This is a genomic window from Cohnella sp. WQ 127256, from assembly GCF_024519285.1.
Taxonomy (GTDB): Bacteria; Bacillota; Bacilli; order Paenibacillales; family Paenibacillaceae; genus Cohnella.
In genome coordinates this window covers 39,140-52,333 of record NZ_JAMZCY010000003.1, presented here as the reverse complement: position 1 = coordinate 52,333, position 13,194 = coordinate 39,140, and the positions used below count along the sequence as shown (strand labels likewise).

Here is a 13,194-nt window from a genome sequence, read left to right as displayed (position 1 = left end):
TAAAGCATAGTATTTGACTTCTTTATTATATATAGGCTCGGATGTGGACGGAATGTAACGATCGCGACCTATCTGCAAAAATCGCGCCATTTCCTAAGTTTCTTCCTTATAAAAAAGCCGCCTGTTGGCGGCTTCTTTATCGATTTATGGCTAACCGATTTTCGTATTCCGAAGGCGTTAATCCGAACTGTTTTTTGAAACACTTACTAAAATAATTAGGATCGTTATAACCGACAAGATCGGAAACGCCGAGAAGTTTCACGGCCCCTCCGCCAATGAGTTCTTTTGCTTTTTGCATACGCACATAAGTAATATAGTCTGAAACTGAGATTTCACCCTCTCGCCTGAAAATTTTCCGTAAATAACTTGAGTCAATAAAAAAATGGGTCGCTATGCCCTCAACCGATAATTCGGAATTAATGTAATGCTCCTGAATATAAGAGCGAGTAGCATTGTATAGTTTAAGAGATTTTGACAATCTAGGACCTGATGAGGCTTTAGCTACCTTTTCGAATAGGCTGACAATCCAGCTTTCCGCTTGTTGAATCGAACTTAACTTTTGCATGTGCTGACCCGGCGAAAAACCAGTTCCAAACATATCCTCAATCGAATATCCGGATTCAATGGTGAACGATAAGCACACCGATATTAGACCAAACATAATGGTATGTGCGCTTTCCAGGGTTACCCCGTCTTTAGACAGATAGGAGAATGCCGACTCCAGCGCTTCCTTAACACCGACCCAATCTTTTGCTCGCAACTGAAAGATTAGTGATTCATGAAGATCAATCGGGAAAAAGTTGAATTTTTCGGGTCTATTATTTAGCTGATCGTACCAGATCAGATTGCCTTGGCCTGCCGTCAGTTTGTTTTGAACACATAATAAAGCTTCACGATACGAACGGTGCAAATGCTTGTATCCGTAACCCTTGCTTCCGAACCCTACCGTGACGGTGAATTTAAAATGTCTTTCGACAAGTCGTCCAAGTTTTTCAAAAGCATAGCCATTATAAGTAGCAAGATCTTGCTTATGTTGGAATCCTAACACCGAAACAATATGGCCTTCCGAATCGTTGAAAACGTATTTGACGCCCTCAATTTTGATTAAATCCTGAAGCATATTTGCGACTGTATGCTTCCAAAGAATGATCTCGCTAGGATTACTCCACTTTTCGTACAAATGGTCAATTTCCGTAACAACAACTCGGAATGCCAACGGAGGAATTGGCATGTGAAATCGTCTTAAGGAAAGCTCTATTTGTTCTTGACTCGTTACTAAATCCCGTCCGATTAAATTATTTAAAAAACTTTCGCGCAGAAGCGGCACATAATTATTAGGGAGTTCATTTTCTTCTCGCGAACTTTCAATAAAACTTTTCGCTTTTTGAAGCGCAACCATAAATTCATCGTTGTCAAACGGCTTTAATAGATAATCCGATACGCCAATACGCATCGCTTTCCTAGCATACTCAAATTCATTGTGACCGGTAACTAGAATAATAAACATCTTTGGATACTTTTGTTTTAACTGCTCCGCAAGCTCTAAACCATCCATATGAGGCATACTGATATCAACTAAAGCGAGATCAGGTCTATTTTGTTTCGCCTGCTCTATCGCAACAATCCCGTTATTCGCCTCGCAACTTATGGTTAATCCAATGCTCTCCCAATCTATCCGCTCTCTCATGTGTTGCCGGAATAACGCTTCGTCGTCCACAATCATAACCTTAAACAAAAGTATCTCTCCCCCTTGCCGGTACTTTAACTGTGACCTTTGTACCTGTCCCTTCTTTACTCTCGATGGAAATCCCGTACGCTTCGCCAAAGTGCAATCGTATACGTTCATGCACGCTAAACATGCCGAATGAAGCAGGTTTATCATGATAAGAATACTGTCTCCGAATATTTTCTTGTTTATCCTCGGCAATGCCCACGCCATCATCTTCAATGTGAATGAAAATAAAGTTATCTTCTTTATATCCCGTAATCCATATGGAGCCCTTAATGTCTTTCAGCTTTAAGCCGTGATAAATCGCATTCTCGAGTATAGGCTGCAAAGTTAATTTTGGTATCTCATAGAAATGTACTTCATGGTCTATTTGCAGTTTAAAATCGAATACATCCGAGTAGCGTATACTCTGAATTGCTAAATAATCACGAGCATTTTTAAGCTCTTCCCCAATTGAAATGATTTCGCTACCTTTACTAAGCGCAACCCTGTAAAAATCCGCTAAAGCCTTTGTCGCGTCTCTAGCTTCATGATGCTTGTTCATATCATTCAAAACATAAATTAAATCTAGCGTGTTATAAAGGAAATGAGGTTTGATCTGAGAATGGATGAGCGCCAATTCAATCTCCTTTTTCTTGATTTGGTCCGCTTCTACTTGGAGTAAAAGCTCCTTTATTCGTGTTACCATCGAATTAAACACCGAAGCCATTAATCCAGCTTCATCAGGTGTATCAATTGGAGCGACTGTGTTTAAATCGCCCTCTTTAACTCTCCTCATCGCCTTCGTCAATTTAATCAAGGGATTAACAATCACTTTCGAAAGCATTCCCGCACCCAATAAGGCGAAGAGTAAACAAATCACTCCAATTAATAGGGTTAACATCCCGTTTTTCTTAATATCTTTCGTAATCTGATTTACGGGTACAATATTCACTAGCCGCCATCCCATTTTTTCGTACACAACGCTTGTGATCAAGTTATTTCCCGAATTGGTGTCCATAATCTTAGAAAATGAGCCTTTCGATAAGACAAGCTCTCTTAAAGGCTCATCCTGTAACGGAAACAATAGTTCTCCTTTATCAAGCGACGAGATGACCCTGCCTCCGCTATCCAAAATGACGAATTTACTACCAATGCCAAATTCAGCATTTACTTTCGCAAAAATATTCGATATAGAGCTTTCTTTCAAATTCACGATTAGAGTGCCGAATGGCAAGCCTGATTCAAGTTCCAGGATCTTTTTCCCGATGGACAACACGGGTTCATCGTATCTAGTAACTACATAATCGCGATACTCCATTGGAAACCAATAGTTCATCCCATAACCGGGCTTTTCATTTACTTGCTTTACTAGGGCACTCTCCGAAATCATTTTGTCGTTATTTTTTATCGGGCTGTAGGAGACAAATAATTGATTTGAAGAATCAATAAACGCAGCCGAATCGATATCGGGAAAATTTAGCAGACTAATGCTAAACTGTGTCTGCATTTGGCTATTTAACATTTTTTCTTGCAGTGGGTTACTTATATTAGGAAGGCTCGAATAAATGTGATTGATATCCGTCATCATTACATTCGCTCCGCCTTCGGCATTCTTAATCATCGTATCCAATCGCGTTAATATCAAAGTCGATTCATTAATTACATTCTGTTTGGTTTTCTCTACCAAAGAATTCGTAAATAAATCGCTTGTAAAATATCCGAGTATAAAAAGCGGAACAATAATGAGCGGTATAAATACGACAATTATTTTTTGACGTATTAGCAGCGAGTGAAAAGCCCTATGTGACATTCGGCTTCGAGTCCTTTCTCCGTATCGGATCCTATAACCGATTATATCCTATCCTGCATTCTTCAAAACGATTCTTAAGTTGTTCGATATTGGGAAACATGGGGTGCAGCTTGAATGCCGCACCCCTGTCTATGACTATTTTTATCTATATTTATTTCCAAAGTTCCATTCTTGTCTGGTAGTTTGTAGTTACGCGGTAACGTATATCTATTATAATTATTGCCTTTTCACTTACCAATGTACAGATCGAGACAGTTTAGAAAAAAACGAGACAATGAGCAAAGAACCTCGATAGACCCAAGTATCTGGCCATCAAGGTTCTCTTTTATTTTTTTTATTTCATATCCAACCTTATGATTTCTTACTCATCGCCGCTTTCAACAGCTTAAAGTTTAGCAGTACAAACACTGAACCGCCGAAACTCACACCCGCGACGATACCTCGAACGAAATCTGGCACCTGATTATGGGTCTGACTTAAGATGAGAAAGGTCACAAAAGCTAGCGAGGTTACTAAATGTATGAACTGGATCTGTTTCGTAGACATTTTAGACATTGACATTGTCATTGTCATCTTCATCTCAACCACTCCTCTAGATTTTATAAGCTTTCATCGCTTTGATAATCTCTTTAACCGAAGGACGCTTACCATACATCAGTACGCCCACACGGTAGATCTTCGCGGAAAGCCAGCCGATAGCGAGGATCGTAACGATCAAGGCGCCAACGGATAGAGCGATTTCCCACCAAGCCGGTTCCGCCAATCCGATCCGTAAGAACATGATGAACGGTGAGAAGAATGGAATGTATTGGCACACTAGTATTAAGGTGCTGTCAGGTTGGTTCAAACCGAACATCGCGATGTAGAATCCAACAAGCGTAATCATTGTAATCGGCAGTAGCGCTTGACCTAGATCTTCAGTGCGGCTCACGATGGAGCCAACCGCTGCGAACAACGTTGCGTACAAGAAGAATCCTGCCAAGTAGAAGAAAATCGCATAGACCAGTAGAACCGGATCAATAGAGCTCAGATCGATTCCAAGATTGCTTAACGAATCCTTGTTCTGAGGCATCGTCAAGTTGATGACAAAAGCTCCAATAAGTACAATGAGCTGAAGCATGGCGACAATGAACGTTCCGAGGATCTTACCCCACATCTGCTTTAGTGGAGATACACTCGTCACGATGATTTCCATGACGCGGGAGCTCTTCTCCGCTGTGATCTCGGTAGCGATTAATTGCCCACTGATCATAACAGCCATGAATAACAGGATAATCATTGCGTAAGTCAGACCGATGGCCATGCCTTGCTGTTCCTCCGTCTTACCCTCTTCATCCGAGAAGCTAACCTTCTCTGTACTCAATTGCACTGGCGCAAATAGCTGCTCCTTCTGAGCATCGCTAAGTCCAGCATCCTTGCTGATGATATCGAATTTGATATACTGAAGCGCCGCGGTTAAGGATGATGTTGTTCCACCCTCAAATGCACTCTTCGAGTTGTAGACCGCTTTCGGGAATCCTACTGCTGGATCATCTGTGAATGTCAGATACCCTTTAACGTCTCCGTTTTCTAACGCATTTTTCAGTTCAGCATCCGAAGCTACGGACACTAGCTCAACATTAGGCTCTGGCAATTGGGCGTAATAGTCCTTGAGCCCTTGTACGATTTGTGGCTGCTGACCTTCTGCGTAACCCACTCTTGATGCTTTGTCCCCGCCACCTAGCTTGTCGATCAAGTAGGGAACGTTACCTGCAACAATAAGTAAAACTGCAAGAACCGCTGTCATAATAATGAATGATTTGCTACGAATCTTGTTGCGCATTGTAAATACCATTACTGTCCATAAGCTATTATTCATGGCTCTCACCTACCGTCTTAATAAAAATTTCATTCAACGTGGGTTCCAATACCTCGAAGCGTGTAATCGGACCTTGCGCTAATGCATGATGCAACACGAGCTGCCCGACTTCAGGAGCGCTTACCTTTAATTCATAGCCGCCATGCTCGTGACGGATAACCTGATTAACTCCCGTTATGGACTCCAGGCCATTCAATCCCCCTTCGGATGCAACAATAACTCGCTCCTGAGGGAACTTCTTCTTAATGTCCTTGATAGGTCCTTGTAGAACCGGATTCGACTTGTGCATGATCGTGATGTTCCGGCACAGCTCTTCAACGTGCTCCATACGGTGGGTGGAGAATACGATACTCGTTCCCGCATCACGAAGCTCCTTGACGGTAGACTTCAATAGCTCCACGTTAACAGGGTCAAGTCCACTAAATGCTTCATCAAGAATAAGGATTTTAGGATTATGGATGACTGCGGCAATAAATTGAATCTTCTGCTGATTCCCTTTGGATAGCTCTTCGACCTTCTTGTTGTAATATTCAGGCACTTGGAATTTCTCCAGCCATCTCTTCAAGTTCTGGTCGGCATCCTTGCGAGACATTCCACGGAGCTGAGCCAAATAGATGATCTGATCGCTTACTTTGATCTTCGGATACATCCCCCGCTCCTCCGGCAAATATCCGAGCATGCTAAGCTGCTCCTGACCGTAGCCTTTACCTAGGTAACGAATATCACCCTTATCCGGTAAAATTAGTCCTAATATCATACGCATAGTCGTTGTTTTACCTGCACCGTTGGCACCGAGCAAGCCATAAATTTCTCCCTCAGCTACCTCGAAGCTTAGGCCGTTTACGGCCGTCTTGTCACCATAGTTTTTGATAATGTTATCTACTTTAAGAGAGTTCATCGTCTAGCTTCCTCCTTCCGAATTAAACAGCTTAATATATCTTCTAATTCCATGCGCTGGACAGCCAGTATCTGGAATCCGCAAGAACGGCAATACGCTTCCCCTTGCTCAGGGTCATTAACCTCCAGACGATACAAGCCCGGACCAGACTCTGCTAGGCCCTGCAAACCAGGCGTCTGCTGCAACAGCTCGACGTTAGAATGCATCGTAGATGACTGTTGTATAACTAGCATTCTCCAATCGTCTATCAATCGATCTTTCTCAAATAATCCAAGAATACGACCACGATAGATAAACAATATGTAATCGGCTAAACGCCGGATTTCTTCCATAATATGAGTCGATAGAATAAGAGTCCGATCACCTGGCTCCATGTAGCGCGTGAGCTCCTCTAGCATCGTCTTCCAAGCAAACGGATCAAGTCCCGATGAAGGTTCATCCAGCAATAACAGCTCAGGATCATGTGCCATTGTGATGGAGAGCTCAGCTTTGCGACGCATTCCTTTAGACAGCTTGGATAATTTCATGCTGCCGTCCACATCGAAATGTCTCATCAGCTTACGATATCGCTCCCAATCCCAGCTTGGATACCAGAGGGAGGCAAAATGAGCCTTCTCATCTGCAGTAAAATGGTTCTCATGGGCATGTGGATTCTCAGCAAGAAATCCGATTCTTGTTTTATAGCCTTCATCATGCTGTCCGCTGAGACACGTTCCAAGAACATCAACCTCTCCCTCTCGCACCTGCTCCAGCCCTAGGAGTGTTCGGAACAAGGTGCTCTTCCCCGAGCCGTTCGGTCCAACGATCGCTGTGATCATTCCCCGAGGAATATTGCAATGAAGTGGACCGAGTGTGAATTTGTCTTGCTGAAGCTTAACTCCTCGCAATGAGATCGCAATTTCTGTATCCATCATTGTCATATTAATTCCTCCTTGCCCGTTTCCTCTTTTCTCCGAACCATGATCTCGTGGAAAATCGTTTGAAGCTCCTCTATACTACAATGAAGCTGTATTCCTGCCTCTATCGCTTGTTCAAGCTCTTCAGCAGCACGCTCCAACCGATGTTCATCCTTGACGATTGCATCCACTCTTGCGACGAATGTCCCCGTTCCTTGCCTTGTTCGGATCAACCCTTCACTTTCCAAATCCTGATACACTCTTCTAACGGTTATTGCACTACACTTCAGTGAAACCGCCAGTTCCCGGATCGAAGGAAGCAACGTGCCTTCCGTGAGTTGTCCGCCGAATATGAGCCCCCGAAGCTGCACTTCTATTTGATGATAGAGTGGTTCAGGACGTTGTTCATCTATGCGTATCGGCAGCCACACAAGCTCACCTCGCTTCTACTTACAGTTATTTATAAAGTCATCGATCTTGCCCTTATCCGACTTATCGTAGCTCGAAAGCCCATCCAAGTTACGATTGCTGCTACAATCATCAATCCTATAATTAAGAACACGCCGTGACCTTCTTTAATAATCTCTAGCACGCCTTGAAAGAGGAAAACACCTTGCCAAACCAATAGAATGGACACAATCGTCATGAAGATCATGAACCCCAAATAAAACTGTACGTATCTTTTACCATCAAATCCAAGTTCACACCAAGCGAATACAATATTGATTGCAAAAGCATAGCATCCCCAGATGATTCCACTCTCCACCCATTGTAGCGGTGATACCATTTCCCTAAGGTTAGGAGCAAGCAAATACTGTAGCAGGAGAAACAATGTACCGATGATTGGCAATGTGATCGCACTTTGCAGGAACCTCGCTTGCACGATTGCTTTAAGAGGAACAGGCATGACACGCCACTGGGCAAGTCGTTTGGAGTAGCTGTCACCCTTCCACATTCCCATTGCCGACTTGTTCATCACCAGGCCGAACACCGGAAACATAATTAAGTACATGCTATCAATAACGATGTAGAAAAATCGGGGGAACGGTTCCCCATCCTGTGCCCATACTCCATTAATGCTGAAGCTGATTACTGATGCTATGTAAAGCGCGAATAATAGAGTGAAAAAGATACCTAGCCTTTCCCTCTTCCACATGTATGCCCCGATATGCCTTACTGCTTGCCCCTGGGTCATGACTGTTTCCTCCGGTTCAGTGTTTATGTGTGTATATCCTCATACACACTATACAAGGTGATCACAGTGTCGTCAAGTCATTCTAGGAAAAAATATACAAACGAATTCTTATTCGTTAATTTCATTAGTGTAGCTAAATAAGGTATACTTGACCCACCATCATTATGCACGCGATACCGAAAGGAACGATAGATTCTCTATGAAAAAAGGAAATAAAGCACCCCGTCCACATATCGGGGCATTAAACAGGAATCAAACACCACCGAAGCAATTCAAGGTAACGGAAAAGAGCGAGCTGTTGCTTTTCCTTCTGGATAAGCTCTCTCCTCAAGGACGGAATTCCATTAAATCCTTGCTAGCTCATGGACAAGTTGCTGTCGACGACCGGGTCGAGAAGCTGTATAACCATCCGCTTAAGGCTGGACAAGTCGTTACCGTGCGCAAAGATCGTACAACGATTGCCCCTCCATTAGCGGGCATTAAGATCCTCTATGAGGATGATGCGCTTATCGTCATTAACAAGGATGCTGGATTGTTATCCATTGCAACCGATAAAGAAACCGAGTTAACAGCTTACCGACAGCTCACCGCACATGTTCGAATTACGAATCCAAACAACCGCATCTTTGTGTTACACCGTTTAGACAGAGATACCTCGGGCGTTATGATGTTCGCTAAGAGCGAGAATATTCAGCAAAAGATGCAAGATAACTGGAAGGACGTCGTTAAGGAACGTACGTACGTCGCGTTAGTCGAAGGGTTGGTCAAGAAAACCCAAGGCACAATCACCTCTTGGTTGAAAGAAACGTCCACACTTAAGATGTATTCCAGCCTCACGCCAAATGATGGACTACACGCAGTGACTCACTACAAAGTGCTGCGCGCAAATCGTAACTACTCTCTCGTGGAAATCCAACTTGAGACCGGTCGCAAAAACCAAATTCGCGTACACATGCAGGATATCGGTCATCCAATCGCAAGCGACAAGAAATACGGCTCTAAGACTAAGCCCTTCTCTAGACTTGGCCTTCATGCCCGGGTGCTTGCCTTCGAGCATCCGATCACGGGCAAGGTGATGCGTTATGAGACAGATGTCCCTAAGCAATTCATGAGCCAATTCAAGGAAGATCCTAAATAAGGACAAAGGCCGCCCTCGAAGAATTCTCTTCGAGGGCGGCCTTTTGTTATTTGTACACCTTAGTATTAGCTGTGCTAAAGTCGTTGACTTTACTCCATCCAGAAACTAGCCACTGTCCATCTTCGTACACGAGGTGATATTCCTCATAGTTAGTGCCATCCACCGGAACAGGATTAGGATCGAATTCCTTGTAGTAGAACACTTCACTATAATCAATCATTGCCTTAACGGAAATCGAATAATCCGCTTCATCATATTGGTTCACTTTGAAGCTATCCAAATCAAATGTCATCTTATTCAACGTACCGATGTAAGACTCATTATTCACTACCATATCGGTGAAATACTCCGTGTAATCCCCTAATCTATCTGGGTGAACATGCCGAAGTTGATTTTCACGGGCCTGGAACGACTGCATCCAGCTCGACAGAAAATCATGAGTCACGCCCATAACATCCTCTTTGAGCTTATCATCAATTCCCTCAACATTAAGCTCTACTTGATCCGAATCTAAGACTTGCTCTCCACTTCGCTTCTTCCCCCATGGAAATGCAACTTCTACTACTATTTTGTTCGAGCCATCCACTGCGATTGGACCAATCCGTTGCCCGTCGCCTACTGCTAGATTAATATCCTTATTGTTAATAAATATTTTTGCATAACTGTTGTTGGAGCTCACATTGACATAATCCCCTTCGAGGATAATCTCAACCGAATTGTTATCGCGTTTCATCGGGAAGAGCGATATCTTCGTCTCATTTTCTAAGGTCGTATATTCCCCTTCATAAATCGCCTTAATTTCATACTCCCCCGGCAAGAAAGGACCTAGCTCGACCGCAGAGTTCTCTTCCTCTGTAGTGACCGCTTCTTTGTCATCTACGAGAATTTTAGCTCCTGCGAAGTTCGTTTGCACCGGAACCATATAACGCTTGAGCTTTAATTCATAATCCTCAAAGATAAACCAACGCTTCTTGTCCTTCTTTTGTAAGTAAATGAATGCGGTATCGAGGTCATTCTCGAACGATTTCATATCGCCTTTGTTAAGCTGCTCGGCCTCTGAATTCAATTCTTCAATAATGGCTTCCAACGATGCCTTATTCGACTTTAAGTAGGCAACAATTCCGTCAGCTGTCTTCTGGGTGAATTGAATATCCTCATTGGAAGCTGACAGCATATCGAATAGCTTGCCCGCCTTATCCCCGTCTACCGTTTGCTCGAAACGTTCGATTAGTCGCTGATCATCCGTCAAATACTTACCTAGAAAATATAGTCCGACAAACAGCAAGACAACTACGACCCCACTAGCGATCATGATCTTAGCTTTCTTCGATAATGCATGGACAGTGCTCGAATGCTGATTAGGCGATGATGGGACGGCTTCCGGAGTCTGAGCTGGAACCTCTTGCGAATCGCGAGGCTCAACTGGACTGCCGCATTCTGGACAGAAGGAATAGTCACCTACCATTCTCGTCCCACACTCTTTACAGTAATGTAAAGTAGCGATGATTTTCACCTTCCTATCTATTAACTATGTATTCCGATTTCATTAGAAAAAGAAAGAGTTTTCTAAATTACCAAATAAGGTAGAAGCGATATCTTCTCCTAGAAGAGCGATTAATATAATAGAAGCGGCATAGGTAATAATGACACCGTAGAAAGCATCCATGCCACTTGTATGATCCTTCTTAAAGCTGAAGATGACTAGGCAAACCGCAACAAGCCACGAGAATAATCCCAAGCCAATTAACAGCCCCATCACAACCGATCCGTCGCTAATAAAGGAGAACAATAGCGAGACAAGGAAGAAAGCCACGGCTGGAATCATGAAGCTTCCAAACCTTGCTGTGACTTCACGATAACTCACTCCCACATTCCCTATCTTGAGCACTAAGAACATGATTGAATTCACAAGCATGACGATAATGAACAAAAAGAATGATGGCTTAATCACGACATCAACAAATGAAATATGATCTTCAAATCCGAAACCTATACGAGAAACCTGCCCGCGTAGCTGGAAGTAGACCATTAAAGGTAAGATCAGTGCAAATAAAATAAGGGTGATCAGTCCATTCACCATATGTCCGGCATTCGAGCTTTGTCCTGTCCTCATAGGACTCTTCAGTACCTCAAGAAAGTAGTTGAGATATTGTTTACTCACCTGCTTCACCTGTTGAAGCTGTGGATTCATTTGGGCTGAAGCAGCTGGCTGCTCAACTGATTTGCTAAGTTGAACCGGTAATGGCTGATGACTTACAGGCGGTTGGGGTACCGAGCTAGTTGATGGTGGAAAATTGTTGCTAGCTGTCTCTGATGTTGCTGCCACCTGTAATTGAGTCCCACATTTCACACAAAACTTCGCTGACTGATTGATCTGACCGCATTGAGTACACTGCACGCTCGACTCATCCTCCATAAAACTGTTATATTCTAGAAATAATACCCTAGTAATCATAAGTATTATAGTAGGAAATAGTACATGCGTCTATGCTTAACCACCTAAAATATTCTTAAAACCTGACCCTCCTGTGTACAAATGTACAGTTCACCTTCCGAATCCCGACCAAAGGAGGTAACATTGGCGTCAGATTGCAGCAGGGTTCTATTCTCTATTGTTCCATCCTTGCGTTGTTGCAGTGCCCACACTAGCCCCGTTCCATAATCAGCATAGATATATGAGCCAATAAGCTTAGGCAGTTGCTTGCCTCTGTAGACGTACCCTCCCGTAATCGATATTCCTTGATCGTGATCATATGTAAATAGAGGCTGCTCTAAGCCTTCTTTCGTACATCCGTCCTCAGGATTGAAGCACTCCATTCCTTCCTGAATACGCCACCCATAGTTTTTGCCCTTCTCTATAAGATTGATTTCTTCATAGCGATTCTGGCCGACATCCGCCGCCCATAGGTTACCGGTTACCTCGTCGAAGCTGAACCGCCAAGGGTTTCGCAGCCCGTAAGCATAGATTTCAGACATACCCTCGTCGATAAAAGGGTTATCGGAGGGTATCACATACTCACGTTCTTCTGACTTGTTATCTACGTCAATGCGAAGTATTTTCCCTAGCAGGCTTTGAAGGTTCTGGCTGTTATTATGAGGGTCGCCTCCACTGCCACCATCACCGGTCGCTATATACAAGAAACCATCCGGACCAAAAGCCAGCTGACCCCCATTGTGGTTCGGAAATGGCTGCTCAAAGGTTAATAGGATTTGTTCACTTGAAGGATTTAGATACCCGGGGCTCGCTGGATCAGCATCATACCGTGCGATAATCGTGTGGGTCTCCGTCGTATAATTCACATAGGCTTGGTTCGGGTGTTGTGGATGGAATGCCAAGCCAAGTAAGCCTTGCTCACTCTCTGCGTCGGATACACGATCCGTAATATCGAGAACAACCACTGCCTTATCCGTGGGTTGTTTAATATTCTTACTTACGATCCGTCCCGGCTGTTCTATAATGTAAACGATATCGGAATAGCCAATCCGGTGCTCTAACCCAACGGGCATGTCGAAACGCTCTTGTCCAAAAATAGGATCCAGAGCTATTCCATCCTGCTCTGCTCTTATTGGCGTTGTTTGCGTAGAAGTCGTAGACTCCTTTGAGCCCCAGCATGCAGTGACGCTTACCATCATTAGTACACCGGTTAGTACCCATCCAAGTCGTCTCATTTATAACAGCCCCCTTTAT

At 43.6% G+C, this 13,194-nt stretch carries 12 protein-coding genes; 1 reads left to right on the top strand and 11 read right to left on the bottom strand.

The features are described from left to right. Positions 1-136: 136 nt before the first annotated feature. The 8 genes from M1K58_RS10440 to M1K58_RS10405 form a co-directional block, all read right to left on the bottom strand. On the bottom strand, positions 137-1,735 hold the full coding sequence (locus M1K58_RS10440) for a response regulator (protein WP_256758791.1): 1,599 nt from the start codon (positions 1,733-1,735) through the stop codon (positions 137-139). Beyond that, positions 1,728-3,521 (bottom strand): sensor histidine kinase, encoded by a 1,794-nt coding sequence (locus tag M1K58_RS10435; RefSeq protein ID WP_256758790.1) that lies wholly within the window; start codon positions 3,519-3,521, stop codon positions 1,728-1,730. Before M1K58_RS10435 ends, M1K58_RS10440 begins: the two co-directional genes overlap by 8 nt. 351 nt (positions 3,522-3,872) lie before the next feature. Then, positions 3,873-4,100, bottom strand: a complete 228-nt coding sequence (locus M1K58_RS10430) for a hypothetical protein (protein ID WP_256758789.1) — start codon at positions 4,098-4,100, stop codon at positions 3,873-3,875. A 13-nt stretch (positions 4,101-4,113) separates the two neighbouring features. Then, on the bottom strand, positions 4,114-5,379 hold the full coding sequence (locus tag M1K58_RS10425) for an ABC transporter permease (protein WP_256758788.1): 1,266 nt from the start codon (positions 5,377-5,379) through the stop codon (positions 4,114-4,116). Further along, on the bottom strand, positions 5,372-6,277 hold the full coding sequence (locus M1K58_RS10420) for an ABC transporter ATP-binding protein (RefSeq protein ID WP_256758787.1): 906 nt from the start codon (positions 6,275-6,277) through the stop codon (positions 5,372-5,374). The genes M1K58_RS10425 and M1K58_RS10420 overlap by 8 nt, the downstream gene beginning before the upstream one ends. Then, positions 6,274-7,197, bottom strand: coding sequence for an ATP-binding cassette domain-containing protein (locus M1K58_RS10415; RefSeq protein WP_256758786.1), 924 nt, complete (start codon positions 7,195-7,197; stop codon positions 6,274-6,276). The genes M1K58_RS10420 and M1K58_RS10415 overlap by 4 nt, the downstream gene beginning before the upstream one ends. Continuing rightward, positions 7,194-7,604, bottom strand: a complete 411-nt coding sequence (locus tag M1K58_RS10410; RefSeq protein WP_256758785.1) for a GntR family transcriptional regulator — start codon at positions 7,602-7,604, stop codon at positions 7,194-7,196. The genes M1K58_RS10415 and M1K58_RS10410 overlap by 4 nt, the downstream gene beginning before the upstream one ends. A 29-nt stretch (positions 7,605-7,633) precedes the next feature. Then, positions 7,634-8,368 carry a hypothetical protein gene (locus M1K58_RS10405; protein WP_256758784.1) on the bottom strand — a complete coding sequence of 245 codons (735 nt, stop codon included), beginning with the start codon at positions 8,366-8,368 and terminating at the stop codon, positions 7,634-7,636. Between the two features lie 199 nt (positions 8,369-8,567). On the opposite strand from M1K58_RS10405, the gene M1K58_RS10400 reads away from it, so the two are divergent. Next, complete coding sequence (locus M1K58_RS10400) at positions 8,568-9,506, top strand: RluA family pseudouridine synthase (protein WP_256758783.1); 939 nt, start codon at positions 8,568-8,570, stop codon at positions 9,504-9,506. 46 nt (positions 9,507-9,552) lie between these two features. On the opposite strand, the gene M1K58_RS10395 is transcribed toward M1K58_RS10400, so the two are convergent. From M1K58_RS10395 to M1K58_RS10385, 3 genes are all read right to left on the bottom strand, one after another. Beyond that, on the bottom strand, positions 9,553-11,019 hold the full coding sequence (locus M1K58_RS10395; RefSeq protein ID WP_256758782.1) for a zinc ribbon domain-containing protein: 1,467 nt from the start codon (positions 11,017-11,019) through the stop codon (positions 9,553-9,555). A 33-nt stretch (positions 11,020-11,052) separates the two neighbouring features. Next, positions 11,053-11,904: a zinc ribbon domain-containing protein gene (locus M1K58_RS10390; RefSeq protein WP_256758781.1), complete on the bottom strand. Its 852-nt coding sequence runs from the start codon at positions 11,902-11,904 to the stop codon at positions 11,053-11,055. Between the two features lie 101 nt (positions 11,905-12,005). Next, positions 12,006-13,175 (bottom strand): PQQ-dependent sugar dehydrogenase, encoded by a 1,170-nt coding sequence (locus M1K58_RS10385; protein ID WP_256758780.1) that lies wholly within the window; start codon positions 13,173-13,175, stop codon positions 12,006-12,008. Positions 13,176-13,194: the final 19 nt, after the last annotated feature.

Bases quoted from the DNA above. Each gene is read 5' to 3' on its own strand.
- M1K58_RS10430 (WP_256758789.1), bottom strand. From the start codon at position 4,100: ATGAAGATGACAATGACAATGTCAATGTCTAAAATGTCTACGAAACAG.
- M1K58_RS10400 (WP_256758783.1), top strand. From the start codon at position 8,568: ATGAAAAAAGGAAATAAAGCACCCCGTCCACATATCGGGGCATTAAAC.
- M1K58_RS10385 (WP_256758780.1), bottom strand. From the start codon at position 13,175: ATGAGACGACTTGGATGGGTACTAACCGGTGTACTAATGATGGTAAGC.
- M1K58_RS10405 (WP_256758784.1), bottom strand. From the start codon at position 8,368: ATGACCCAGGGGCAAGCAGTAAGGCATATCGGGGCATACATGTGGAAG.
- M1K58_RS10425 (WP_256758788.1), bottom strand. From the start codon at position 5,379: ATGAATAATAGCTTATGGACAGTAATGGTATTTACAATGCGCAACAAG.
- M1K58_RS10435 (WP_256758790.1), bottom strand. From the start codon at position 3,521: ATGTCACATAGGGCTTTTCACTCGCTGCTAATACGTCAAAAAATAATT.
- M1K58_RS10420 (WP_256758787.1), bottom strand. From the start codon at position 6,277: ATGAACTCTCTTAAAGTAGATAACATTATCAAAAACTATGGTGACAAG.
- M1K58_RS10415 (WP_256758786.1), bottom strand. From the start codon at position 7,197: ATGACAATGATGGATACAGAAATTGCGATCTCATTGCGAGGAGTTAAG.